22 protein-coding genes and 1 pseudogene are annotated in these 25,433 nt (G+C 64.9%); 8 read left to right on the top strand and 15 right to left on the bottom strand.

The window, feature by feature from the left end; translation table 11 throughout:
• A pseudogene (locus tag AB4Z51_RS15710) lies at positions 1 to 132 on the top strand (IS630 family transposase); the annotation flags it as partial.
• Between the two features lie 68 nt (positions 133 to 200).
• Here the strand turns inward: AB4Z51_RS15710 and AB4Z51_RS15715 are convergent.
• The 7 genes from AB4Z51_RS15715 to AB4Z51_RS15745 form a co-directional block, all read right to left on the bottom strand.
• On the bottom strand, positions 201 to 827 hold the full coding sequence (locus tag AB4Z51_RS15715) for a methyltransferase family protein (RefSeq protein WP_063981571.1): 627 nt from the start codon (positions 825 to 827) through the stop codon (positions 201 to 203).
• A 28-nt stretch (positions 828 to 855) separates the two neighbouring features.
• Positions 856 to 1,887 carry an NAD-dependent epimerase/dehydratase family protein gene (locus AB4Z51_RS15720; RefSeq protein ID WP_085399500.1) on the bottom strand — a complete coding sequence of 344 codons (1,032 nt, stop codon included), beginning with the start codon at positions 1,885 to 1,887 and terminating at the stop codon, positions 856 to 858.
• Positions 1,888 to 1,916: 29 nt separating this feature from the next.
• Positions 1,917 to 2,453 carry an Mpo1 family 2-hydroxy fatty acid dioxygenase gene (locus tag AB4Z51_RS15725; RefSeq protein ID WP_441497618.1) on the bottom strand — a complete coding sequence of 179 codons (537 nt, stop codon included), beginning with the start codon at positions 2,451 to 2,453 and terminating at the stop codon, positions 1,917 to 1,919.
• Between the two features lie 151 nt (positions 2,454 to 2,604).
• Entirely contained in the window at positions 2,605 to 3,273 is a 669-nt protein-coding gene (locus AB4Z51_RS15730; RefSeq protein WP_085399498.1) for an OmpA family protein, read from the bottom strand.
• Positions 3,273 to 3,689, bottom strand: coding sequence for a hypothetical protein (locus tag AB4Z51_RS15735; protein ID WP_085399497.1), 417 nt, complete (start codon positions 3,687 to 3,689; stop codon positions 3,273 to 3,275). Before AB4Z51_RS15735 ends, AB4Z51_RS15730 begins: the two co-directional genes overlap by 1 nt.
• 88 nt (positions 3,690 to 3,777) lie before the next feature.
• The gene (locus AB4Z51_RS15740; RefSeq protein ID WP_085399496.1) at positions 3,778 to 4,065 is read right to left on the bottom strand and encodes a type II toxin-antitoxin system HicB family antitoxin; all 288 of its coding nucleotides are present in this window, start codon (positions 4,063 to 4,065) and stop codon (positions 3,778 to 3,780) included.
• An 8-nt stretch (positions 4,066 to 4,073) separates the two neighbouring features.
• Complete coding sequence (locus AB4Z51_RS15745) at positions 4,074 to 6,686, bottom strand: ATP-dependent helicase (protein ID WP_085399495.1); 2,613 nt, start codon at positions 6,684 to 6,686, stop codon at positions 4,074 to 4,076.
• A gap of 237 nt (positions 6,687 to 6,923) precedes the next feature.
• Between AB4Z51_RS15745 and AB4Z51_RS15750 the strand changes: the two genes are divergently transcribed.
• Positions 6,924 to 7,097, top strand: a complete 174-nt coding sequence (locus AB4Z51_RS15750; protein ID WP_008556598.1) for a DUF1328 domain-containing protein — start codon at positions 6,924 to 6,926, stop codon at positions 7,095 to 7,097.
• Between the two features lie 61 nt (positions 7,098 to 7,158).
• Here AB4Z51_RS15750 and AB4Z51_RS15755 read toward each other — a convergent pair whose 3' ends face one another.
• A complete protein-coding gene (locus tag AB4Z51_RS15755) occupies positions 7,159 to 7,653 on the bottom strand; it encodes a thioesterase family protein (RefSeq protein WP_028147665.1) in 495 nt (164 codons plus the stop codon).
• Between the two features lie 84 nt (positions 7,654 to 7,737).
• On the opposite strand from AB4Z51_RS15755, the gene AB4Z51_RS15760 reads away from it, so the two are divergent.
• The 3 genes from AB4Z51_RS15760 (at position 7,738) to AB4Z51_RS15770 (ending at position 11,076) form a co-directional block, all read left to right on the top strand.
• Positions 7,738 to 9,162, top strand: coding sequence for an FAD-binding oxidoreductase (locus AB4Z51_RS15760; RefSeq protein WP_085399524.1), 1,425 nt, complete (start codon positions 7,738 to 7,740; stop codon positions 9,160 to 9,162).
• A 104-nt stretch (positions 9,163 to 9,266) separates the two neighbouring features.
• Positions 9,267 to 10,598, top strand: coding sequence for a Spy/CpxP family protein refolding chaperone (locus AB4Z51_RS15765; RefSeq protein ID WP_085399494.1), 1,332 nt, complete (start codon positions 9,267 to 9,269; stop codon positions 10,596 to 10,598).
• Between the two features lie 118 nt (positions 10,599 to 10,716).
• Positions 10,717 to 11,076, top strand: coding sequence for a hypothetical protein (locus AB4Z51_RS15770; protein ID WP_085399523.1), 360 nt, complete (start codon positions 10,717 to 10,719; stop codon positions 11,074 to 11,076).
• A gap of 128 nt (positions 11,077 to 11,204) precedes the next feature.
• Here AB4Z51_RS15770 and AB4Z51_RS15775 read toward each other — a convergent pair whose 3' ends face one another.
• From AB4Z51_RS15775 to AB4Z51_RS15800, 6 genes are all read right to left on the bottom strand, one after another.
• Positions 11,205 to 12,296: an ABC transporter ATP-binding protein gene (locus tag AB4Z51_RS15775; protein WP_063981580.1), complete on the bottom strand. Its 1,092-nt coding sequence runs from the start codon at positions 12,294 to 12,296 to the stop codon at positions 11,205 to 11,207.
• A 51-nt stretch (positions 12,297 to 12,347) separates the two neighbouring features.
• Entirely contained in the window at positions 12,348 to 13,199 is an 852-nt protein-coding gene (locus tag AB4Z51_RS15780; protein ID WP_085399493.1) for a carbohydrate ABC transporter permease, read from the bottom strand.
• Between the two features lie 3 nt (positions 13,200 to 13,202).
• Positions 13,203 to 14,132 (bottom strand): carbohydrate ABC transporter permease, encoded by a 930-nt coding sequence (locus AB4Z51_RS15785; protein ID WP_063981581.1) that lies wholly within the window; start codon positions 14,130 to 14,132, stop codon positions 13,203 to 13,205.
• A gap of 149 nt (positions 14,133 to 14,281) precedes the next feature.
• Positions 14,282 to 15,595 (bottom strand): ABC transporter substrate-binding protein, encoded by a 1,314-nt coding sequence (locus tag AB4Z51_RS15790; protein ID WP_441497619.1) that lies wholly within the window; start codon positions 15,593 to 15,595, stop codon positions 14,282 to 14,284.
• Between the two features lie 528 nt (positions 15,596 to 16,123).
• The gene (locus AB4Z51_RS15795; protein WP_085399492.1) at positions 16,124 to 17,791 is read right to left on the bottom strand and encodes a SulP family inorganic anion transporter; all 1,668 of its coding nucleotides are present in this window, start codon (positions 17,789 to 17,791) and stop codon (positions 16,124 to 16,126) included.
• Between the two features lie 323 nt (positions 17,792 to 18,114).
• Positions 18,115 to 19,605, bottom strand: a complete 1,491-nt coding sequence (locus AB4Z51_RS15800) for a caspase family protein (protein ID WP_441497620.1) — start codon at positions 19,603 to 19,605, stop codon at positions 18,115 to 18,117.
• A gap of 427 nt (positions 19,606 to 20,032) precedes the next feature.
• On the opposite strand from AB4Z51_RS15800, the gene AB4Z51_RS15805 reads away from it, so the two are divergent.
• The 3 genes from AB4Z51_RS15805 to AB4Z51_RS15815 are packed head-to-tail and all read left to right on the top strand — an operon-like array spanning position 20,033 to position 23,930.
• Positions 20,033 to 21,064 (top strand): TRAP transporter substrate-binding protein, encoded by a 1,032-nt coding sequence (locus tag AB4Z51_RS15805; protein WP_028147675.1) that lies wholly within the window; start codon positions 20,033 to 20,035, stop codon positions 21,062 to 21,064.
• A 1-nt stretch (position 21,065) separates the two neighbouring features.
• Entirely contained in the window at positions 21,066 to 22,940 is a 1,875-nt protein-coding gene (locus tag AB4Z51_RS15810) for a TRAP transporter large permease (protein WP_441497621.1), read from the top strand.
• A 12-nt stretch (positions 22,941 to 22,952) separates the two neighbouring features.
• On the top strand, positions 22,953 to 23,930 hold the full coding sequence (locus tag AB4Z51_RS15815; RefSeq protein ID WP_085399490.1) for a hydroxyacid dehydrogenase: 978 nt from the start codon (positions 22,953 to 22,955) through the stop codon (positions 23,928 to 23,930).
• 214 nt (positions 23,931 to 24,144) lie between these two features.
• On the opposite strand, the gene AB4Z51_RS15820 is transcribed toward AB4Z51_RS15815, so the two are convergent.
• Complete coding sequence (locus AB4Z51_RS15820; RefSeq protein WP_441497622.1) at positions 24,145 to 25,119, bottom strand: ABC transporter substrate-binding protein; 975 nt, start codon at positions 25,117 to 25,119, stop codon at positions 24,145 to 24,147.
• Between the last annotated feature and the right edge of the window lie 314 nt (positions 25,120 to 25,433).

Consider the following 25,433-nt stretch of genomic DNA (forward strand, 5'->3'; position numbering starts at 1 on the left):
CTCAAGCATCTGCTCCGCAAAGCTGCCGCGCGAACCGTCGACGCGGTCTGCGCCGCAATCGGCCACGCACTCGATGCCTTCACCCCCGAGGAATGCGCCAATTACCTGAAAAATTCAGGCTATCGAACTTAATGCCATCACGCTTTAGCAGTAACTTCGTGCAGAGAAAGCGGAACGCAGCGACCGCGCCTTCAGGACGCTCACCGCGGCGATAGGAACGGAATGATCATCGGCACGCGGCGGCAATAAGCGCCGTAGGCGTCTTCGCCGAGTTCCTTGGACAGAAACACCTCTTCCATCCGGCCCTTCTGCCACATGCCGAGCGAGATCAGGATGGCGCCGAGGATCGTCGTTACGAGGCCGATCGCGATGCCGGTGACGAGCATGCCTGCAATCAGTCCCGTGTAGATCGGGTGACGCACGATGCCGTAGGGGCCAGTGTCGATAACGCGGTGGTCCTCCTTGTGGGTGATGGTGTTGGACCAGAATTTTCCGAGATGCAGCCGGCCCCACCAGGCGAAGGCGATGCCGGCGGCCGAGAGGACCGCGGCGATGTAGATGCCGGTGTTGCCGAGCACCCAGAGCGGCTTCCAGCCCAGGACCTGTGCAACCCACGGCGTGTACAGGATTCCGCCGACCAGGATCGGCAGGCGATAGCGCTGCGACTCCAGCGTCATGACCTGCTTCTGGGTGCGGCCCTGCCAGAACGAGGCGCCGACCCAGCTGGCGAGAAAGGCGAGCCAGATCAAGGCCAGGAGTTCGGTCGGCCAGGTCGTGGTCCAGCCACCCCAGGCCACGGAGAGAAGCTTGCTGAAATCGAAGGACATGAAGGTTCTTTGCGTTTGGGCGGAGGCCTTAGCTCGCGCGCGAGGAAAGCGCGTGATGCTCGATGGCGCCGGAGGGCCGCTGGCCGTTGCGGGCGAGCAGATGGGTGATGGTTTCGCGCAAGACCGGTTCGATCGGGCGCGGCGCGTAGCCGAGCTCGGTGCGCGCCTTGCCGATCGAGAGGTCGCTCGCGGCAAGCGCGATGCGCACGCCCTCGGCGGTGCCGTTGGGCGGCCGGCGCGTGATGCGATCGGAGATGGATTCGAGCATGATCGCGGAGAGCTCGGCGATCTTGCCGGGCACGACGACCGGGAACTGCCGGCGGCCGCTCATCGCCGACATCATCCGCAGGATGTTGCCGAGCGGGACGCAGTCGCCGCCGAGGATGTAGCGCTGGCCGATGCGGCCGCGCTCCATGGTCAGCACAAGGCCCATCGCGACGTCGCGGACATCGACGAGATTGACCAGGAAGTTGAGATGCGGCTGCACCTTCTTCTGGAGGAAGTACCACAGCATTGCGGTCGGCGGCGTCAGGTTGTGGTCGGCGGCGCCGATCGGCATGGTCGGCGTGCCGATCACGAGCGGAAAGCCCGCGGCCGCCGCCTTCGCGGCGTGGTGCTCGGCGAGCGACTTCGACCGCGTATAGGCGCCGGGCATCGCATCGGCCGGCTGCAGCGCCTCTTCGGCGGCAACGCCGTTGAGGTCGGAATAGGGGAACAGGATCGATTCCGTCGAACAGTGCAGGAAGCGCGACACGCCGCGCTTCATCGCCGCGGCAAGCACGATTTCGGTGCCGCGGCAATTGACGTCGTGGAAGTCCTGCTTGTTGGCGACCCACATGCCGGGCAGGCCGGCGAGGTGATAGACCTGATCGACACCGGCGATCGCCGCGTCCACCGCGGTACCGTCCAGCACCGAGCCGTGGATGTGTTCAACGTCCGCGTTCGCCGCGGCCGGCGCACGGACATCGAGAACGCGTACCCGCTGCCCACGGGCGCGGAGCGCTTCTACGAGATGATGTCCGATGAAGCCGCTGCCACCGGTAACCAGTACGAGAGCCATGCAGAAGGTTTACTGTTTCGCTTCTAGAGCTATCGGGTTGAAAGGGAATTGGTCGGAACAGGCGCCAAAATCGCGRCAAGGTCGCGACGGAAGCCCAGTGCAATGAATAATTTCGCCATGACAAACATCGGTCCAAGCAGGAAATGCGCGGGGTGGTCGACCATCGACGGCTGCCGTTCCTCGAAAACCCTGTGGCCCACGATCTGCGCTGCGACGCCAGATCCGATCAGCAGCGCAAAAATCGACCACATCATGACGATCGAGGCCTGATTGCCGATTGCGGTTGCGACCGAAAGCAGCACGATCATCGCGGCGAGGATGCCGAGCCCAATCCCGGCGTCCAGCATCAGCCAGTAAACCAGCACCGGCAGGGCCGCAACCACGGCCAAGCTCACCTCGATCCCGAAGATGGGAAAACGCACGAGAGTGAGCGGCAGCACGGCGCCGGTGAAGAGCAGGAGGATTCCGACCACGTGCATCGCGCAGTTCCAGGGATCGCGATGATATTCGACGTAATCGGCCAGTTGGCGTTGAAAATAACCAGCCATCTCGGTCTCGTGCAGCATGGGGTCTGGGAAGGGCGAGAACAGGCTATAGCACCTGATAGGGCAGTGCACAAACCGGCTCGCGTGTCGCGCAAAGCATGGCTGTTGCGCTTTCGACAGGCCGCAAAACGGTCGGAACTTCAAAGAGTTCCGTCAGGGGAGGTGATCTCGTTCAGCGCTTCTTGGCGGGCTTTTTCGCCGCAGGCCCAGGCGCCGCAGCTGGATGCGCAGGCGCCTCCTCCGGCACCTTGGCATAGGTCAGGATTTGCAACTGACCGTTGGCGGCCGAGGTCGGCTTGGCCCGGTCGAGAAACTGCTCCTCGCCGAGGCCGATCGGATGCAGCCGCTTGGTCGAGATCTTGAAGGTGTTCACCAGGACGTCACGGATCGCATCGGCGCGTCGCTGGCTCAGGATCGCATTGGCCTCGCGCGTCTTCGCATTGGATTCGACATGGCCGACGATCAGGAACGTGTACGGCAGCAGCGAGGAGTTAACCAGCGCGTCCGCGATGCGGCCGACGGTCTGGTAGGAGGTCGGCTGGATGATCGGCGTGTCGGCGTCGAACTGGATCTGCGCGTTGAAGGCGGGCAGGTTGGCGAGATCAGGCGCGATCAGCGGCCGGTTCACCGGACCCGGATCGTTCTTGATCCTGGCCTTGGCGCGCTCCATCACCTGCTGCTTCAGCGCGGGAAGGTCGACCTCGGCGGCCTGTTCGAAATGGTTCAGCTTGCCGACGATGTCGTCACGCGTCGGCGCCGCCGTCTGCGCGCTTGCTGCGCCCGCGAGCAGGGCCAGGACCTGGACCACGACCAGCGTGATGGCGATTCCGTTCGCGCGCATCACCGATACCCCGCGTCGTCGACGGCCTTCAGGCAGTTGTTGCTGATGCCCTTGGGCGTCGTGACCAGGCAGGGGATCGACTTGCTGGTCTCCTTGGTCGAGCCGCCGCAGACCTTGACGATCTCGCGCTGGCAGGCGTTCGCCACCGTGACGCGCGCGGCGACGCGCTTCTGGATGGCATCGAAGGCGCCGAGATAGTCGCTCTGGCATTGCTGGGAGAGCACGTCGCGGTTGCGGGACAGGCACTCTTTCAGCCGGGTCGAGTCCGGGTTGACGCCGCGGCAATTGGCGACGATTTCCGCGCCGCAGCTCTTGGCCAGGAGCCCGATCGAATCGCCAAAGCTCATGGTCTCCGCCGCCGCAAGCGACGGCATAACCAATGCCAGCAAGATCAGTGTGATGGAGCCCCGGACCATGGGCGCATCTGATACGGGGAAGTTCGCGGTGGTCAAGGGGCGTTCGGGTGAGAACTGTCGAACGTCCGGCCAGTGCGGCGAACAGTCCTCACTCGGCCTCAGGGAGGGGCGGCCATTCGATCAGGGCGACCGTGTGTTTCCTGAGGTCGTCGGCCACAGCAGGGTCGGCCTTGAGCTCGTCCAATGTCCGCGGCGGGGGAAGCTGGCGGCCGTCCGCGCTCAGCTCCTGCGCATAAAATGCGAGCGCCTCGGGCGCACTCTCCAGGGCCTCGTCGACGTCGTCGCCGCCGGAAATGCAGCCCGGCAGGTCGGGAAACCACAAGCCGACGGCGTCGTCCGGGCCTGCGTCCTCGATGATGGCGACGTACTGAGGCATATCAGGCCTCACGCCCGCTGCACAAAACTGTCCACGACCTTCTTCTCGCCGGCCTTGTCGAAGGCGATGGTGAGCTTGTTGCCGTCGATCTTGGTGACGCGGCCGTAGCCGAATTTCTGGTGGAAGACGCGGTCGGAGAGGGAAAATTCCGAGGTGGTGCCGGTGGATTTGGCGACCAGCTCGCCCTCGATCGTCATCGGCCCGCGGCGGCGTGAGGAGAAGCTGCCGAAATCCGGGCCGGATGAGGAGGAGAACGACGAGGCCTGTTCCTCGAAGCCGCCTTGGCCGCCGCCACTGCGGCCGCCGCCCCGGTTGCGGTTGGCCTGGGCGCGCTGCCAGCCCGGGGTCGAATAGGTGGAACCGAACGCCTCCATGTCGTCGAAACGCGAGGCGCCGTAGCCGCCGGTGCCGCCCCAGGCCGAGCCGCCCTTGGATTCCGTGATCTCGACATTGGCGGACGGCAATTCGTCGAGGAAGCGCGACGGGATCGTGGTCGACCAGGTGCCATGGATCCGTCGGTTGGTCGCAAAGTAGATCTTTGCGCGGCGCCTCGCGCGGGTCAGGCCGACATGGCCGAGCCGGCGCTCTTCCTCGAGGCCGGCGCGGCCCTGCTCGTCCAGCGTGCGCTGGCTCGGGAACAGGCCTTCCTCCCAGCCGGGCAGGAACACGTTGTCGAATTCGAGGCCCTTGGCCGAATGCAGCGTCATCAGCGACACCGCGTCCTCGTCGGCGCCGCTGTCGCGGTCCATCACCAGCGAGATGTGCTCGAGGAACCCTTGCAGGTTCTCGAACTCCTCCATCGAGCGCACCAGCTCTTTCAGGTTCTCCAGCCGGCCCGCGGCGTCTGCCGAACGGTCCTTCTGCCACATCTCGGTGTAGCCGCTCTCGTCGAGCACGATCTGGGCGAGATCGGTGTGCGCGGTGACCTCGCGCTGGGCGCGCCAGCGGTCGAACTGGGCGACGACGTCGCGCAAGCTTCCGCGCGCCTTCGGCTTCAGCTCGTCGGTCTCGACCACCGCGCGCGCCGCCTCGAACAGCGGGATGCGGCGCTTGCGGGCGTGGTCGTGGAGCATCTGCACGGTGGCGTCGCCGAGGCCGCGCTTGGGCACATTGACGATGCGCTCGAAGGCGAGGTCGTCGGCCGGTGAGTTGATGACCCGCAGATAAGCCAGCGCGTCGCGGATTTCGGCGCGCTCGTAGAAGCGCGGGCCGCCGATCACGCGGTAGGGCAGGCCAAGCGTGACGAAACGATCTTCGAACTCGCGCATCTGGTAGGAGGCACGCACCAGGATCGCGATCTCGTTGAGCTTGTCGCCCTGGCGCTGGATCTGCTCGATCTCCTCGCCGATGCCGCGGGCTTCCTCTTCCGAATCCCACGAGCCGGTGACGGTGACCTTCTCGCCGTCATGGTCCTCGGTGCGCAACGTCTTGCCGAGCCGGCCTTCGTTGTGCGCGATCAGATGCGAGGCGGCGGCGAGGATGTGGCCGGTCGAGCGGTAATTGCGCTCGAGGCGAATGACCTTGGCGCCGGGGAAATCGTGGTCGAAGCGCAGGATGTTGTCGACCTCGGCGCCGCGCCAGCCATAGATCGACTGGTCGTCGTCGCCGACGCAGCAGATGTTTTTGACGTGGGGCGTCTGCTCCCTCGCCCCGCTTGCGGGGTCGCGACGAGCTTCGCTCGCGCTGAGAGCGTCGGGGTGAGGGGCTGTCTCCACGAGTTCAGTCTGCGGAGAGTCCCCCTCACCCGCATCGCTTTGCGATGCGACCTCTCCCCGCACGCGGGGAGAGGTGAAGGAGGGAGACGTCGGCGCCTGCGACAGCAGCCGCAGCCACAGATATTGCGCGACGTTGGTGTCCTGATATTCGTCGACCAGGATGAATTTGAAGCGCTGCTGGTATTGCCGCAGGATGTCCGGATGCTCGCGGAAGATCCGGATGTCCTCGAGCAGCAGATCGCCGAAATCGGCGGCGTTCAGGATCTTCAGCCGCTCCTGGTAGCTCGCATAGAGCTTGCCGCCCTTGCCGTTGGCGAACACGGCGGCTTCGCCTGACGGCACCTGCGACGGCGTCAGGCCGCGGTTCTTCCAGCCGTCGATCAGGCCGGCCAGCATGCGTGCCGGCCAGCGCTTGTCGTCGATATTGTCGGCCTGGAGCAGCTGCTTGAGCAGCCGCACCTGGTCATCGGTGTCGAGCACGGTGAAGTTCGACTTGAGCTGCGCCAGCTCGGCATGGGTGCGCAGGATGCGGCCGCCGATGGAGTGGAAGGTGCCGAGCCACGGCATGCCCTCGACCGCATGGCCGAGCATCTGGCCGAGCCGATGCTTCATCTCGCGCGCGGCCTTGTTGGTGAAGGTCACCGACAGGATCTCGGCGGGGCGGGCGCGGCCCTGGCTGAGGATGTGGGCGATGCGCGTGGTCAGCACGCGCGTCTTGCCGGTGCCGGCGCCGGCCAGCACCAGAACCGGGCCGTCCAGCGTCTCCACGGCGTCGCGCTGCTCGGGATTGAGCCCGGACAGATATTTCGGGCCCACGGAGGCGCGCGCACGCGCGGCGATGCCGCCGGCTGCGGGCTGGTGGTCGGGTACGCTGGTGATCTTGCTCGGCTCGGTCATGCGAATCATTGGCCCCACGATGGCACCGCGGGGTGGTGGAAGGGAGCCTTCTTAACAGGGATTGCTGCCTATATGGGGCGCCGGGGCGAGGTTTTCCACGTGCGCGGYGGGCTGATTTGTTCCATCGGCGAGGGCGAATTTCCAGCTTGCGTGGGCCGGAACCATCGTTCCCGCGTCGAGATTGTCTGGACAGGTGGCGCGGCCAGCCGCGCCGACGCAGACAGACATCAAGACGAGGGTTTGACCATGCTAGGCTGGGTTGTGACGTTTCTGGTTATCGCACTGATCGCCGGCATCCTGGGCTTCGGCGGCATCGCCGGCGCCTCGATCGAGATCGCCAAGATCATCTTCTTCATCGCGGTCGTGCTGTTCCTGGTCTCGGCCGTGGTGGGCCTTGCCCGCGGCCGCAACAGGATATAGCGCGGTCTGATGGGTGCATGATCTTACCGGAAAACCGCTTCACACTTTTCCGGATCATGCACTACCGCTTCGAGGGCATCGCCACGTTCCGGCCGATGCCCTCGGGCCGCGGCACGGCGCCGTGGGCGCCCACGACGGCTGCGATGCGCTGCCGGATATCGGGCGGAAAGGCCGCCACCTTTCGCGAGCCCATGTCGATGTGGAGCGACATGTTTTCGGAGGTCGCCGACAGCCAGCCTTCGGTCGCGTGCCGCAACTCCTGGAACGTATGCAGCCGCTTGTCGTCGGCTTCGAGCAGCCAGACCGACACCTGCACGGGATCGCCGAGGTGGATTTCGCGCAGATACCGCACATGGCATTCGGCAGTGAAGGTCGAGCCGCCTCGCTCCTTCATGTAGCCCGGCCCGATCCCGAGCTGTAACCACATCTGGTCGATCGCGCGGTCGAACATCACGTTGTAATAGGCCATGTTGAGATGGCCGTTATAGTCGATCCATTGCGGCTCGATCTGCATGATCGACGAGCGGAACGGCTCGGCAGCGGCGGTCTCCGGCATGTGTCTTTCCTGCTATGCGCGCGGTCGCTTGACTTGACCGGTCAGATGTCCTTTGCCACGGTTCTTCTGTCGGGAGGAATGTCCGTGGGTACGACCATCACCAATAATCCGCCGCGGGTCGAGCCGAAAGCCCTCGCAAGCGCGCTGGAGCAGCTTGCCGCACGGTTCGGCAACCGCCTCATCACCTCGCAGGCCGTTCGCGAGCAGCACGGCCATACCACCACGTGGATCGTCAACCAGCCGCCGGACGGCGTGGTGATGGCGCAGGAGACCGCCGACATCCAGGACGTGGTGCGGATCTGCGCCAGGAACCGCGTGCCCGTCATCGCCTTCGGCACCGGCACCTCGCTCGAGGGCCAGGTCAACGCGCCCGCCGGCGGCATCTCGATCGACCTGCGCGACATGAACAAGGTGCTCGCGGTGCATGCCGAGGATCTCGACTGCGTGATCCAGCCCGGCGTCACCCGCAAGGCGCTGAACGAGCATCTGCGCGACCAGGGCCTGTTCTTCCCCATCGACCCCGGCGCGGATGCTTCGCTCGGCGGCATGGCCTCGACCCGCGCCTCCGGCACCAACGCGGTGCGCTACGGCACCATGCGCGACAGCGTGCTCGCTTTGAAGGTCGTGCGCGGCGACGGCGAGATCATCACCACAGGCACGCGCGCCAAGAAATCATCCGCCGGCTACGACCTGACGCATCTGTTCGTCGGCGCCGAAGGCACGCTCGGCATCATCTCCGAGCTGACCATTCGCCTGCGCGGAATCCCTGACACGATCGCGGCCGGTGCGGTGTCGTTCGAGACCGTGCACGGGGCATGTCAGGCGGTGATCCTGGCGATCCAGACCGGCATTCCCGTGGCGCGCATCGAGCTGCTCAACGCCGCGCAGGTGAAGGCCTGCAACGCCTATTCGAAGCTGACGCTGCCGGAAACGCCGCTGCTTCTGATGGAATTCCACGGCAGCGAGGTCGAGGTCGGCGAGCAGTCCAAGGCCTTCGGCGAGATCGCAAAGGATTGCGGAGGCGGCGATTTCTCCTGGACCACCAAGCCGGAGGATCGCACCAAGCTGTGGCAGGCGCGGCACGACGCCTATTGGTCGGTGAAGGCGCTGCGGCCCGGCGACAGCATCGGCGTGGTTGCGACCGACGTCTGCGTGCCGATCTCGCGGCTTGCCGATTGCGTCGGCGAGACCGAGGAAGACCTCAAGCGCCTCAACCTGCTGTCGCCGATCGTCGGCCATGTCGGCGACGGCAATTTCCACTGCTCGCTGGTCTGTGACACCAACGATGCCGACGAGATGGCGCGCGGCGAGGAGTTCATGCATCGCCTGGTCGAGCGCGCGCAGGCGATGGACGGCACCTGCACCGGTGAGCACGGCATCGGCCAGGGCAAGCAGAAATATCTCAAGGCGGAACTCGGCCCCGAAGCGCTCGACGCGATGCGGGCGCTGAAAAAGGCGCTCGATCCGCTGAATATCTTCAATCCCGGCAAGATCGTGCCGGAGGCATAGCGCGCGGGCGGCTGCGTCGCGGTCGCGGAACTTTCGGCAGTCAGGCCGGTTCCAATCCCGTCAATTTCCGATGCCTCGATGGCGCGGCTCTGCGGGAGGATGCGATGTTGCGACCTGTCATTGGAATTGCCGTGATGGCGCTTGCCTGCATGCTGGCGGGCACGGCTCTGGGCAAGGGCGGGCACGGTGGCGGCCATGGTGGTGGGCACGGAGGCGGGCATGGCGGCGGCCATCACGGCGGCGGTCATGGTGGTGGTCATCATGGTGGCGGCCATTTTGGCGGTCATGGCTTCGGACACGTGCATGGCGGCGGGCATCATGGCGGGCCCCGCTTCGCAACGGGCGCGCGACATCGCGGCCCGAACTTCGGCCAGATCCGCAATGCGGCCGTCCGTCCTGCGAATTTTCGCAACGCCCTCAACGTGCATTCCAGCGCCTTCCGCAACGGCCGTCTGATCAGCAATCCGGCCGCGCGAGCCCAGATCGCGGCGGCGGCCGCACTCGCCGGCTGGCACGGCGCCAGCAGCGGGTGGTGGCAACATGCGGGCGGCGGTTATGGCTGGGTCGGACCGCTGTTCTGGCCGTTCGCCTACAACGATCTCTACGACTACACGATCTGGGGCGACGGTCTCGGCTTCTGGGGCTACGGCTATCCGGACATCTATGCCGGCATCTTCGGGCCCTATGGCTATAACGGTCTCTCGGCCTATCTGCCGCAGCGGCCGCAGGGACGGCGCCAGGCGCGCGGCGTCCCGCTGGATCGGCTCTGCGGCAGCGACCGCCGCGAAATCGTCGGTCTGCCGATCGACCAGATCGCCGCCGCGGTGCAGCCGACCGAGGCGCAAGGCGCAAGCCTCGACGAACTCGGCAACGCATCGATCCAGGCGTCCGAGATGATCCGCGCGTCCTGCCCGTCGCAGGTCGCGGCGACAGCGCCAGGTCGGCTGACGGCGATGCAGCAGCGCATCGAGGCGATGGAGAAAGCCGTCGATCTCGTTCAGCCCGCCCTCGATCGATTCTACGGCTCGCTCACCGACGAGCAGAAGGCGCGCTTCAATGCGCTGGCCGAGGATCAGCGTCGTGCGACGGCTTCCAACAACACCGGCGGATCGCTGGTCCAGAATTGCGCGACGCCTGCTGCGCTCGATTGGCCCAGCACTGACATCGAGGCGAGGCTTCATCCCAACGACACCCAGCGCGCTGCGCTACAGGTGCTCCAGGATACCAGCGCCAAAGTCAGCGCATCGCTCAAGGCGGCCTGCGAGCCCAGCGACGTGATGACGCCGCCGGCGCGAATGGCGGCGGTTCGCAAGCGGCTCGACACGATGCTCGACGGCGTCAAGTCGGTTCGCGCGGCGCTGGAGGATTTCTACGCCACGCTGAACGACGAGCAGAAGGCGCAGTTCGAGGCCATCGGACCACGTCGGACGCCCTGACTGCATATCGATAATACGTGGCGGAAAAATCGCCTCGCCGATCTCGATCGGCCTCTCTATGCTGGGCGAGGCGGGAGCGCGGAACTACGGCGGCTGGAAGACCATTGGTGACGGGGCGATGAAGTGGTTCGCAAAGCAGAAGCCGGCGGACATCTGGGACGAGACGATCGAAGGACCGCTCGGCGACATCGAGGCCGCCGAGCGCATCCGCGCGATCTGTGACGCCGCGGCCGCGAGCGCGGCCGGTTCGGCGCGCAACGACACGCGCGAAGGTGAGCGCTATGAACGCGCGGCCCAGGTCGCGATGGAAATCGCGATGAAGATCTCCGACGGGCTGATGCGCGATGACGCAGTCCATCGCATCGTCGATCTCTGCATGACAGCGAACGACCTCAAGACCGCGCAAATCCTGTTTCGCGCGATCCATGCCAGCTGGATCCGGGAGACGGTGCAGCGGGATCATCCGACCCTGGCCTAGAGGCGTGTACTCGTAAATCCGGTGTGCCCGGCAACGAGCCAAGTGCCATCGCGCTCTCCGGGCGTCATCGAAGCTGGTGACAAGAAGGCGAATTCCCGCTCACCGGTGGAATTGATCCTCTGCCGGGGTTAGATGGCCGCCTCGGTCTGCGCGTCGAAAACATGAAGCCTGGAAGGCCGCATGGCAACGCGCAGCCTGTCGCCCACCCTCACCCTCGCGGTCGGCTCGACGCTCGCCACCATGATACTCTCGCCGACCTTCATATCGAGCAGGATTTCCGAGCCGAGTTGCTCGACCACCTCAATCACAGCATCGAAGCATGAGTGGCCGAGATCAGCGCTACCCGCCACGGTAAGGTCCTCCGGCCGCACGCCGAGCATGACCTCGCGTCCGATATGGCCGCGCAGCCGCTGCGCGGTCTCGTCCGGCAGCTTGATGCGCAGGCCGGAGTTCTCGGCAATCAGCGATCCGTTCGCCTCGGTCACCGTAACGGCGGCGAAATTCATGGCCGGGGAGCCGATGAAGCCGGCGACGAACTTGTTGGCGGGCTGATTGTACAGTTCGAGCGGCTCCCCCACTTGCTGGACCACGCCGTCTTTCATGACGACGACCCGGTCACCCAGCGTCATGGCCTCGACCTGATCGTGGGTAACGTAAATGGCGGTGGTGCCGAGACGGAGATGCAGTTTCTTGAGCTCAACGCGCATCTGTACCCGCAGCTTGGCATCGAGGTTCGACAGCGGCTCGTCGAACAGGAACACGCGGGGGTGACGCACAATGGCACGACCCAACGCCACGCGCTGGCGCTGGCCGCCGGACAGCTGGCGCGGCTTGCGCGTTAGCAATTCACCGATGCCGAGGATGTCGGCCGCCTCCCGCACGCGCTTGTCAATCTCGGGCTTTTCGAATTTGCGCATCTTCAGGCCAAACGCCATGTTGTCGTGCACGCTCATGTGCGGGTACAGGGCGTAGTTCTGGAACACCATGGCGATGTCGCGGTCCATCGGCGCCAATTCATTGACCACGTTTCCGTCGATGGAAATGTCGCCGGAACTGATCGCTTCAAGCCCGGCGATCATTCTCAGCGTCGTGGTCTTGCCGCAGCCGGACGGTCCGACGAACACCACGAACTCCTTGTCGCGGATCTGCAGATTGACGTCTTTGACAGCGTGCACGCTGTCGTAGAACTTGTTGATCCCCTTGAGGACGACCTGGCCCATTCGCTCCACCCGCCTTCCGCATGCCCACTTTCCTGATGATCCGGGGTGCTGTCAGCCCTTCACCGATCCAGTCAGTCCTGCGACGTAGTGCTCGACGAAAAACGAATAGGCGATAGCAACCGGGATCGATCCGAGCAGGGCGCCAGCCATCAGCGGTCCCCAGAAGAATACATCGCCGCGGATCAGTTCCGATGTGACGCCGACCGGCACGGTCTTCTGTCCAGGCGAGGACAGGAAGACAAGTGCGTAGATGAACTCGTTCCACGACAGGGTGAAAGCGAAGATGCCGGCCGAGAGGATGCCCGGGATCGCCACCGGGATGACGATGTAGAGCATGGCCTGCCAGCGCGAGGCGCCGTCAATGCGCGCGCATTCCTCGAGCTCCTTGGGCACCGCCTTGAAGTAGCCCATCATGAGCCAGGTGCAGAACGGAATGAGAAAGGTCGGATAGGTCAGGATCAATGACCAGGGCGTGTCACCCAGCCGATAGTTGCGGATGATCTCTGCCAGCGGAATGAAGAGCAGCGTTTGAGGCACCAGATAGGTGATGAAGATGCCGGTGCCCAGGCTGCCTGCAAATGGAAAGTTCAGCCGCGAGAGAGCATAGCCGGCGAACACGCCGCACACGAGCGAGATGGCGGTTGACGCGAGCGCGATGAACGTCGTGTTCCACAGCCACGATGCAAACAGCGTCTCCTCGAACAGGTACCTGACATGGTCCCAGGTCGGGTTCCAGGTCCAGAACGGATTGTAGTTGATCGAATTCCAGGGTCGGTAAAGCTCGCCGTCCGGCCGCACCGAAGTGATCACCATCCAGTAGAACGGGAACAGCAGGAAAAGCAGGAACATCGCCATGGGGACGTAGAAGAACGCCCACTTTCGCCACCTTGCGCCCTCGATCATGGCTCAGCGGACCTCCACGCGGCGGATGTAGAGAAGTTGGATGATAACGACCAGAAACAGGACCGGAAACATGGCGAGCGAGATGGCAGCGCCCTCGCTTAGGAGGCCGGTGCCGATGCCGATCTGATAGGCGTAGGTGGCGAACAGGTGCGTTGCATTGGCTGGTCCGCCGCCTGTCATCACATAGACGATCTGGAAGTCGGCGAACGTCTGAATCACCGAGAACAGCACCACGACCATGGTCACGGGCAGCAGCAGGGGCCAGGTGATGTGCCAGAACCGCTGCCACGGCCTGGCACCGTCTATGGCGGCGGCCTCGCTAAGTTCGGGACTGATGGTCTGCAGGCCGGCGAGCAGGCTGATGGCGAAGAATGGCACTCCGCGCCAGATGTTGACGATGATGATCGAGATCATGGCGAGGTCTGGATCGCCAAGCCAATTGATCCGACCGCTGATCAAACCGAGATGGTAGAGGAGCCAATTGAGGACGCTAAATGTCGGGTCGAACATCCACTTCCAGGCGAAAGTCGAGAGCACGGTCGGGATGATGAAGGGCAGCAGGATGAAAGCACGGGTGAAAGCCTTGCCGCGGAAATTCCGGTTGAGCAGCATGGCCAGCCACAGCCCGAGCGCCAGCTTGAAGACGGTGGTTACGCCCGTATAAAGAAACGTGTTGTAGACGGAGGTGCGAAAGATCCCGTCATTGAAGATCTTGTAGAAGTTGGCGAGGCCGACGAACTCGCCTGGAACGCCGACGCGCGAGTTGGTCACCGACAACAAGATGCCGCGCAAGAACGGATAGGCGATGAACGTACCGAGCAGCGCCAGGGTCGGCACCAGCAGCACGAATGCGAGCCAACGCTCGTCCTCAAGCAGCCGGATTCTGGGCCGCGGCGCCTGCGGCATGTAGACTTGGGTCTCGGCGATCGCCATCTCGCTTCACCTCTAAGCGCACGCCAACAGACGCGTCATGCGAAACTTTGATCGCGCCGCCTCACAGAGAGACGGCGCACCGTACAAGTCCGAGACGCGGGGCGCGCGGCAGCCACTTCGCAGCCGTGCGACGTGCTGCGCACGTACTTTCAAGAATAGACCTTCTTGAGTTCGACTTCCGCCCATTTCACGGAATCCTCCGCCGGAGCGCCCTGGATCGCTTTGGCGTACATATCTGTGATGATGTATTTGGTGAGCACTTCGGCAGCCTTCTTGCCTGATGAGGGCAGAGGGTACCCGGGCGTCTGACCCAGGAGGCCGGCGATCTTGAAGGGCGCCATGACCCTGTCCTCTTCCCACAACTTGTGTTTCTCCCATTCGTGGGTCGGCGGTGTCGCGAAACCTTTCTGGGAGACGAACCACGGCTCGTAGTTCGCCTTGGTATGGACCCACTTCAACAACGCCTTCGCACCGTCCTGATTCTTCGAATAGTTCGGAATGACGTGAGAGAAATAGGTGTGCATGGCGAATTGGCCGGCCGGGCCTTTGGGCAACGGCGAGTGCTGGATGTCGGTCTTCAGCTGTGCGCCTTTTTCAGTAATATATTTGTCGGGGTTGCGCAGCGATTCGATGTAGATCGAAGCGCCGTTGAGGGTGGCGCAGATGGTTTGCGACAGGAACGCACGGTTGTTGTTGGTGTCATCCCAGGCAAGCCCGCCCTCGTCGTGGGCTTCCTTCCAGAAAGCCGTCATGAACTTGACGGACTCGATGACCTCTTTCTTGTTGATGTTGACAGTCTTGCCGTCCTTCTCGACCTCAGTGCCGCCCCACGACCACATGTACGGGTAACTGAACGTCGGCGCGTCACCGAACGTGTGGCCGAGCGTCTGACCGATCGGCCGGCCCTGGGCCTTGAGCTTCTTGCCAACCTCGCGATACTTCTCCCAAGTGTCCGGGAAGGTCGATGAGCCGATCTCATCGAACCAGGATTTTCGGTAGGCGATCATGGCGCCGACGATGGTCCACGGCAAAGAGATCCATTTTTGGCCGTCGGCGGAGTTGGACTTGCACAGATCATAATAGCCATCTTCGGCCTCGCTCACACGACCTGCGATGTCGGACAGGTCGATGACGCTCTCCGAATAGATCTGCGGGTGGTTATTGAAGAGCATGATGATGTCGGGACCTGAGCCCGACTGGATCGCCGAGGTGATGCGCGGCTGCAGGTCATTGCCATTCACAGTCTCAAGATTGATCTTGATTCCCAGCGCCTTCTCGGCAGCAGGCAGCAGCTCCTTGCGCAATAGCTGATCGGAAGCTGGCACGAAGTCATTCCAACGCAGCCAGTGTACCGTGGTGCCCTGTGCAAAAACGGGAGCCCTGCCAGTGGCCAGGATGCCGGCCATGCCGCCCACAAGCGCCGTGCCGCCCTTGAGGATGTTACGTCGGGTTACCGTCGTCATGCATTCCTCCCTCGGTGTGTCTGAGCTAATATCCTTTGGCCAGTCTAACGCCGGCCTGGAGTGCCTTTCAGTCTATCGCGCCTCCGTGGCTCAACGCATGCGCCCGCGACAACGTGCGCATTGCATTGGCTCGATGATCCTTTGGTGGCCTTCCACTTGCAGCGCCGGGGTGGCGAGTTCGCCGCGAACCAGGGGGCGTTCTTCGCGGAGCAGCGGCGCGATTGCATCGCACCCAATCGTAACGGCGATACGATCGGCGGCCTGGATCATGTCGGCGCTGCAGCCAGCGCTTGAACCCTACCGTCATAACGATCCCTCCCGCGCAGCGACGGTATAGCCGCGGCCAAGCGGGTTTTCCCCGTCTTATATGAAGTTCGGTACCGGAAGCTGGCGCGACATCATTGTCGCCCGTCGCGGCAGGAAATCAAGTGCTAGCTTTGACGCGGCGGCCATGGGCTCACTCCGCGAACTGGCCGGCGACCAAAAGTATCGCTCCCTTTGGGGCGGCGGACCGAGTGAAGGCGGTGGTTATTTTGCCAGCTTGCGCACGGCCTCATCGACGCTGTGGAAGACGTGTTCGCGGGGCAGGGCGTCGAACAGTCTGAAACGTTCGAACGCGTTCTGCGCGCGCACCGATTCCAGCCGCGCCAGCGCGACGGTGACGCCCTGTTCGCTGCACGCCTTGAAGACGTCGAGCAGGATCTGCGCGGCGGTGAAGTCGATCTCGACCATGCCGCTCGCCTCCAGCACCAGCAGTTGCGGCGTCGAGGTGCCGAGCACCTTGGCCACGTCGCTGCGAAAACCCGGCGCGTTGAGGAAGGACAGCGGCGCCTGGAGCCCAATCACGGCGACGCCGGCGACGCGCTCGCCGGTGATGTGCGGATGCGCCGGCCACCAGATCGTGGTGCCCGGCACGCGCTCGAACTCGACGAGCCGCGCGCGCGTCGTGCTCCAGATGCCGTGCAGCAGCGACAGCACGATGCCGAGGAAGGCGCCCTGCTGGATCGGCAGCACGATGATCAGCGCGGCAGTGGCGACGATCAGCAGGAACTCGCTGAACGATTGCCGGTAGATCATGGCGATCTGCTTCACCCGGATGATCCGCAGCGCCACGAACAGCAGGATGCCGCCGAGCGCGGCGTCCGGAACGTGCTGCAGCAGCCCCGTCCCGAACGCGAGCAGCGCCAGCACGATTGCCCCGGCCGCAAGGCCCGCGAGCTGCGATTGTCCGCCGGTCTCGACAACGATCCCGGTTCGCGGCGGGCTGGCATTGACCGGAAACGCGCCGAACAGGCCGGACAGCACGCTGCCGGCGCCCGCACCGAGGAAGTCGCGGTCGACATCGGCAGGCTTGTCGGGATCGGACGGGAACGACCGCGTCGTCGCCGCGGTCTGCACCATCACCACGACCGTGATGACGAAGGCGAGCGGCACCAGGCGCACCCATAGCTCCGGTGCCAGGTCAGGCAAGGTCGGCCGCGGCAGCGTGCCCGGCACCGCGCCGACGACGCTGACGCCCTTGCTTTCGAGGCCGAGCGCGATTGTGGCCAGCGTCGCGGCGACGAGCCCGATCAGCGCGCCCGGAATTTTCGCGCTGACCCTCTCGGCGATGAAGACCACGGCGAGCACACCAAGCCCGATGCAGAGCGTGAAGGGGTTCGTGCGGCCGAGTTCGGTCGCGAGCACGCCGATGCGTTCGAGTGTCGGCCCGCTTGGTGATGGAAGCCCGAGCACGCCCGGCAGTTGCGAGACGATGATGTGGACGGAGATGCCGGCGAGGAAGCCGACCATCACCGGCACGGACAGAAGATTGGCGATGCCGCCGAGGCGGAAAGCGCCGCTGGCCAGCATCATCGCGCCGACCATCAGCGCCAGCGCGATCGCAAGCCCCTGATACTCAGGCGAGCCGGTGGCAGCGAGCGCGGCAAGTCCGCCGGCGAAGATCGGCGTGATCGTGGAATCCGCGCCGCAGGACAGGAAGCGGTTGCCGCCGAGCAGCGCGAAACCGAGCGAGCCCGCCATGAACGCGAAGAAGCCGATCTGCGGCGCAAAACCGCCGAGCCGCGCCGTGGCCATCTGCTCGGGGATCGCAATCGCCGCCAGCGTCAGGCCCGCCATGAGGTCGCCGGGCAGGGCATAGGACGCGAGTGACCGGAACAGCGGCCATGAGCTCTTGGCGGGCGCGTCGTGCGGCATCGATATGGAATCCCCGGAAAGGCTGGCGTCAGCAGATCAGCCTACAGTACTTCCGGAAGGCCACAGAAGGCGAAATATCCGCAACTCTCGTGTCCCGGACGCGCTGCAACGCCCAGCGTTGCTGCGCAGAGCCGGGACCCATCGCGCCGCACAGTTCGCTGGTACATGGGCCCCGGCTCTGCAGCGCACCGCACCGGACGATGCGTCGCATCGCCGGGAGCGCTGCGCTCCGTCCGGGGCACGAGAGTTGCTGGCCGCTCACCATCAACAGAAATGTCCGCAGGCAGGGCCTGCGGACATCCATTCGCTTGGTGAACTGGGGCTCAATACCTGCCGCGGTTGTAGTCGCCGCGTCCGTAGCCGCCTCCGCCACGGCCGCCCATACCCATGCCGAGACCAATCCCGACGCCAATTCCGACGCCCACGGCTTCAGGTGGCGGGCCAGGTGGCGGCGCGCGCTCGTAGATCACTTCGTCGGGCGGCGGCCGGCGCGGCTTCGGCGGCGTCTCGACCACCTTTCGCTTCGGCGGCGTGTCGTCGACGCGCTTCTTGATGACGGGCGCCACCGCCGGATTGACCGGCGTTGCCGGTGTCGACGGCGCCGAGCACGGGCAGGTTGGGGCCATTGCGACCGCGACCGGAGCAGGGGCCGCTGCGGCCGCGACCGGCAAGGCATAGTTGCGGTTCTGCACGCGGAGCAGCAGCCGGCGCGCGGTTGCGGCGAGGTCGCTGTTGTCCCAATTCGCCAGATAGGCCTCGAACGAAGCGCGCGTGTTGATGGCGGTGGCGCGCTCCCAGGCCAGCATCTGGCGCCGGCGCTCCAGGATCGTGCGCAGGCGCGGCGTGTAGGAGGCCTGTGCGTAGAGCTCGACATAGGCCTGATACGCCTCGACGGTGTCGTCGGCGATCACCAGCTCATAGGCAGCCTTCGGCTCCTTGCCCTGCAAATCCTTGCGCCAGTCCGCGACGCTGCGCGTGCCGCTGGCGAGTGYCATGGCGGATGCGCCCGGGAGAGCAGGCTGTCCGCCGCTGCTCTCGCCGCCGAAGAACTTGAAGTCGGTCGTCAGCGACGAGCTTTCCCAGGGGATCTGCCGCCCGTCGGTCGATTGCGCCACGGCGATGCGGATGCGCTTGAACACTTCCTCGATCGGCAGGTTGGGCTGCTTGGCGACGGTCAGCGCGGCCGTGGTGTAGGGGCTGTCGACGCCGGAGCCGTCCTCTGCTTCCGCGCCGGGCGAGGTCGAATAGGAGATGAAGGAGCCGGGTGCACCGGCCTTGGTGTCGACGATCGCGAGCCCGTGGCCGGCGCCGCTGAGCGCCGGGAACGGATTGTTGCGGCAGGCGTCGAGCATGAAGATGCGTGCCCGCGTCGGCAGCGCGCCGAGCGTGTTGAGCAGATCGTTCAGCCGTACGCCCTGGAGCGGAATATCGGCCTCGCGCTTGGGATCGAGATCGACCGGCACCAGATAGTTCTCGCCGTCGATCTGGAGGCCGTGGCCGGCATAGAACACCAGTGCGACGGTGTCGGCGCCGCTGGCGCTGACCTTGCCGGCGAAATCGGAGATCGCAGCGCGCATCTCGTTCTGCGCCAAATTGGCCGCCGTGGTGACGGTGAAGCCGGCATTGCCGAGCAGCTCCGTCATGCCCCTGGCGTCGTTGGCTGCGTTGGGCAGCTCCGGCACGGTGCGATAGGCCGATTGACCGATCACGAGTGCGAGCCGCGCCTCGGCGTCGGCGTCCGTCGGTGTCATCAATTGCGCGAGCGCGACAAGGCTGGAGGCAAGAAACAAATTGCGAAGGACTGGACGGCGCATAGTGTCACCTCCATCGGCAATGCGCGCGATGATGTCACCTTTTCTAGGTCGCGGCCACGCGTCTGTCTGTGCACTGGATCACGCAGCAAGCTGCGGCAAAATGGGGCAGGGCGTCTGCCGGAGCCGCCGGGTATCGCTCCGGCGGCATCCATGTGAATTGCGCATTGATCCATGCACCAATTGGATTGATCCCCGCTGTTGCGCGAAGCGTCCTGTCGCACATCGGCCACCAGGCCGATCCGATCGAGAATCCCGGACAAACATGGTTGTTTTGACGGCGCCGATGCCGTCGATGCTCGCGACACGCCGCTTTGCGACGGCCGGCTGCAACCCTTGCCTGCCCCGTCGCTTTGGCCATACAGTCCGCGCAACAGGCCGCGGCAGCGATCYCGGCCGTAAACAAGAATATTCGGGGAGAGACCGCGCCATGACCATCGTGCCCGTGAGCCGTCGCACGTTCATCAAGTCGTCGACGGCGGTTACCGCCGGCCTCGTTCTCTCTCCCGCCATCATCGGTCGCGCCGAAGCGGCGACGCTGAAGCTGAAATGCTCCTCCTCGCTGCCGAACGATCCGAAATACGCCAACGGCCGCGTCTACTACGACAACCTCGTCAAGAACCTGAAGGGCAACGGGCTCGGCGAGCAGGTCGAGGTCGCCTTCTTTCCCGACAACCAGCTCGGGCAGGAGATCGACGTCATCAATTCGGTGAAGCTCGGCGTCATCGACCTCATGGTATCGGGTTCGTCGATCTCCGCCAACCTGGTGCCGCTGGTCGGCACCTTCGATCTCGGCTTTCTGTTCTCGAGCTTCCCGCAGCAGACCAAGGCGTTCGATTCCGGCGCCGCCAAGCCGATCGAGGACGCGCTGCTCAAGAGTGGCAACATCCGCATCATCGCCTGGGCCTAYAATTTCGGCTCACGCAGCGTGCTCGCGAGGAAGCCGGTGAAGACGCCGGAGGATCTCGCCGGCCTCAAGATCAGGACGCTGCCGAATCCGGTGATCACGGAATGCCTGCGCCTGATGGGCGCCGCCGCGACGCCCCTGGCCTTCGGCGAGATCTACACGGCGCTCCAGGCCGGCGTGCTCGACGGGCTGGAGCACGATCCGCCGACGATCCTGGCCAGCAAGTTCTTCGAAACGGCAAAATTCTACTCGCTGACGCAGCACAATTTCTCGCCGCTCGCGATCTACTTCAGCGACGTGACCTACAACCGCATGGATCCGAAGCTGCGCGAGGGTTTCCTCGATGCCGCCAAGAAGGCCGCGGCCGACACGCGTGCCCATGGGCTTGCGGTCGAGAAGGAGGCGCTGACGGCTTTGACCGAGAAGGGCGTGACGGTGGCCGAATGCGACCGCGAAGCCTTCAAGAAGCGCGTCGCGCCGCAGCACGAGAACTTCATCAAGGCGCGGCCGGAGTCCAAGCCGGTCATCGACATCATCCGCGCGACGCAAGCTTGAGATGACCAAGTCTGAGATGGCGTTGACAGCCGCCGTGCCCCTCTCGGGCGGCCGCCACGGGAGYATTACGCTGCTGCTTCGCCTCAGCGACGCGATTGCGGCCATCCTCCTGGCCGCCGATCTCGTGGTCGTCTGCGCGTCGGTGCTGCTGCGCTTCTGCTTCAATGCGCCGGTCGAATGGTCTGACGACGTCGCGCGCGGCCTGATGGTCGGCTCGGCCTTCTTCGGCGCAGCGAGCGCGCTCGCGCGTGGCGAGAATGTCGGCGTGTCCTTCTTCCGCGATCTGCTGCCGGTGCGGCTGCGCACGCTGGTCGATGCCGCGAGTGCGCTTCTGGTCGTGCTGATCTCCGGCTATGTCGCCTACAACGCCATCAAGCTGGGATCGTTGACTTCAGGCCAGACCACCGGGTCCGGCCTGCCGCTGGAGCTGACCTTCTACCCGATGGGCATCGGCGCGCTGTTCATGACGGTGTTCGCGATCGACCAGCTCTGCGCGCGGCCGCTGCCCGACATCGTCAGGGGCCTCGTTGCCGTCGTCATCGTCAGCGGCCTCTATCTCGCCTGGGATTATCTGTCGCCGTCCACGGTGCCGTCGGCGGGCACGCTGATGTTTATCGGCTTCTTCGCAACCCTGTTCGGCGGATTGCCGATCGGCTTTGCGCTGGCGCTGGCCGCGCTGATCTTCATCTGGGTCGAAGGCGCGCTGCCCGGCGTGATCTTCGCCCAGCAGATGGCGCGCGGCATCGACAATTTCGTGCTGCTCGCGATTCCCTTCTTCATCCTCGTCGGCTACCTCATGGAAGCCAACGGCATGTCGGTGCGGCTGATCGAGTTGCTACAGCGCGGCGTCGGCCGTATGCGCGGCGGCCTGAATGTCGTGATGGTGGCCTCGATGGTGCTGTTCTCCGGCATCTCGGGCTCGAAGATGGCGGATGTCGCCGCGGTCGGCTCGGTGCTGATCCCGGCGGCGCGACGCTCGAAGCAGAACCCGGGCGGCGCGGTGGCGCTGCTTGCCGCATCCGCGGTGATGGCGGAGACCATTCCGCCCTGCATCAACCTGATCATCCTGGGTTTCGTCGCGAACCTGTCGATCGGCGGCCTGTTCGTCGCGGGGCTGTTGCCGGCGGCGCTGATGGCGCTGGTCCTGATCGCGGTGTCCATCATCTTCGGCAAGCGGCCGGCGGATACCGAGGACGTTGCGCCGCAGATGCCGGTGTCGGGCCTGTGGAGCGGCGCCATCGCCTCGTTCGGCCTGATCTTCATGATCTTCTTCGGCTTCAAGAGCGGATTTGCGACGGCGACGGAGATCTCCGCGTTTGCCGTGGCCTATGCGCTCGTCGTCGGCAGCGTCGTGTTCCGCGAGCTCACCTTTAGGTCGGCCGCACACAGCTTCGTGCAGGGCGCGACGCGCGCGGGGCTCGTGCTGTTCATCGTCGCCGCGGCGCAGTCGCTGGCGTTCACGCTGACCTTGCAGCAGGTGCCGCATGCGRTCGGCGATTTCATGCTGGGACTGTCCAAGACCTCAGGCGTCTGGCTGTTCATCCTGCTCGCGATCGCGGTGCTGATCGTGATGGGCTCGGTGTTGGAAGGCGCGGCCGCGTTGATCATCTTCGGGCCGCTGCTGCTGCCGGTGGCCGTGCAGCTCGGTGTCGATCCCCTGCATTTCGGCGTCGTGCTGGTCATCGCGATGGGCATCGGCCTGTTCGCGCCGCCGCTCGGGCTCGGACTCTACGGCGCCTGCCTGATCGGCAACGTGCCGATCGAGCAGACGGTGAAGCCGATCATGGGCTATCTCGGCCTGTTGTTCCTCTGCCTGCTCGTCATAGCCTTCGTGCCATGGCTCTCGACCGCGCTGCCGCGGGCATTCGGCTATTAAGGGAGTCTCGTCTTGAAAGTGTTGCTCGCCCATACGCCGGAGATGCGTCGCAATTACTACGGCGACCGCAGCCTGAACGGCCTGCGGGCAGCCGCCGAGGTGATCCTGCACGAGAGCGACGATACGCTGGACGCGGTTACCCTCGTGCGTGCGGCGAAAGATGCCGACATTATCGTCGCCGACCGCATGACGGAAGGGCGCGGCGAGATCTTTGCGCAACTGCCGCGCCTGCGTGCCTTCGTCCGCTGTGCCGTCGACATCCGCAACGTCAATGTCGATGCGGCCTCGCAAGCCGGCGTGCTCGTGACGCGGGCCGGTCCCGGCTTCGTGCAGGCGGTGGCCGAGCTTGCGATCGGCTACATGGTCGATCTCTCCCGCGGCGTCTCGCGGGCGACGGCGGATTACCAGGCCGGCCGCGAGGTCGAGGCGCGGATGGGCCGCCAGCTCGCCGGCAGCCGGATCGGCATCATCGGCTATGGCAGCATCGGGCGCTATCTCGCCGAAATCGCCAAGGTGATGCGCATGGAGGTGCTGGTCTCCGATCCCTTCGCTGATGTCAGCGACAGCGCGATCCGACAGGTCAGTCTCGACGAGCTTCTTGGGGCCTCCGACTATGTCGTCTGCCTCGCCATCGCCAACGAGAAGACCGAGAATTTGATCGGCGAGGCGGCGCTGGCGCGCATGCAGAAGTATGCCGTGTTCATCAATCTCTCGCGCGGCAATCTCGTCGACGAGGCTGCGCTGGCACGCGCGCTGCGCGAAAACCGCATCGCCGGCGCGGCGATGGATGTCGGCCGCGCGCCCGACCAGATGCCGAGCCCGGAGCTGGCGAGGCTTCCCAACGTTATCGCGACGCCACATGTCGGCGGGCTGACGCCACAGGCGATCGAATACCAGTCGCTGGAAACGGTGCGGCAGGTCGAAGCGATCGTCAAAGGCGAGGTCCCGCAAGGCGCCGTCAACGCCGACCGCTGGACGCGGCGGCCTTGAAGACTTACTAGCCGACAGCACAGCTCTCTCCGTTCCCTCTCCCCCTTGCGGGGGAGGGGCAGGGAGAGGGGTGCCGCACGGGGATTCTTTCCGTCGCGCACCGAGCGGTGCATCGTCGGCAACAAGCACCTTTTCCTGGGCTGCCCCTCTCCCCAACCCTCCCCCGCAAGGGGGGAGGGAGCGCACCTTTTTCGTGGCGCTAGTCGGGGCTAGCCTACAGCCGGTCCACCGCCCTGAACGTCCCGTCCTTCTGGATCACGGTCAAGAACACCTTCAGCGGCGCGTCGGTCATGCGCGCGCCGACGGTGACGATGCTGCCGCTGATGTCGAAGCGGCCGACGTCGTTGATGGCGCGCAGGAGGCTCGCGCGGGTCGGCTGCGGCCCGGCCTTCTCCAGCGCCGCGGCCGCGAGGCGGCCGGAGAGATAGCCTTCGAGCGAGACGAAGTCCGGTGTCAGCGTGAACTCCGCGCAAGGGCCGTAGGTCCCGACCATGACGACGGCTTCGGGCTCGGCGCGCTTGATCATGCGCCAGGCCGCGCCGACCGCGCGGGTGTTGCGCTCGAAGGTGCCTTCGGCGGCGAGCTCGAGGCCGCGCCTGGCGAGTGCGCGCTTCACGCCGGCGAGACCGTCGCGTCCGAAGGAATCGTCCTGATAGAAGATGCCGATGCGGGTGAAGTGGCGATCCTCGGTGAGGTGCTTGACCCAGGCCTCCGCTTCAGCGCCATAGCTTGCGCGAATGTTGACGACGTTCGCAAGCTCGAGGTCGCGCAGGAATTCAGCGCCGGTGAAGGGGCCGATGAAGGGGATGTTCCTGGTGCTGGTGATCGGTATCGTCGCCATCGCGGTCGGCGTGCCCACCGCGCCGATCAGCGCGAACACCTTGTCGTCCTCGATCAGCCGCAGCGTCTGCGCCACCGAGCGGTCGGGATCGTAGCCGTCGTCGCGGCTGATGAGCTGGAGCCTGCGGCCGTGGACGCCGCCCTTTTCGTTGATCTCCGTGAATGCCGCGACGATGCCTTGCCGCATCCGCTGTCCGAGCGCGGAGGAGGGGCCTTCGAGCGCGGCGGCCTGGCCGAACAGGATTGTATCGTCGCTGACGCCGACCTCGTCGCCTTTCGCTGCAGGATTGGCCGCGGCGAGTAGCGCGACGGCCAAAGCGACGCAGGCCGCTGATCGCGATCGTGTCATGAGGATGCTTGCCGGATAAGGGAATACCTGCCGGAAACGATAGTCCCGTCGTCCTGAACAGCTCGCTAACCCCTGATGTAACGGTGCTCCGTAGGACTCCGGGGAAAAGCGGCAAATTGCTCGCACAATGGGCCCTGCTTGCAGGCCAATCGTTAACTAAGCCACGCAATGCGCGACGACCCGGTTTCGAAATTGTGCGGTTCTTAACCGCGATCCTGGTCCGATAGCAGTTCCGGCAGCTCAACCAGAAGTGGGTTGCCGCGACGAGGGACTTGCGGATCAAGATGGGCGGTCGGGGGCGGAACGATCAGGAT

Source organism: Bradyrhizobium sp. 2TAF36, from assembly GCF_052114925.1.
In the GTDB taxonomy this organism is placed as follows: domain Bacteria; phylum Pseudomonadota; class Alphaproteobacteria; order Rhizobiales; family Xanthobacteraceae; genus Bradyrhizobium; species Bradyrhizobium barranii.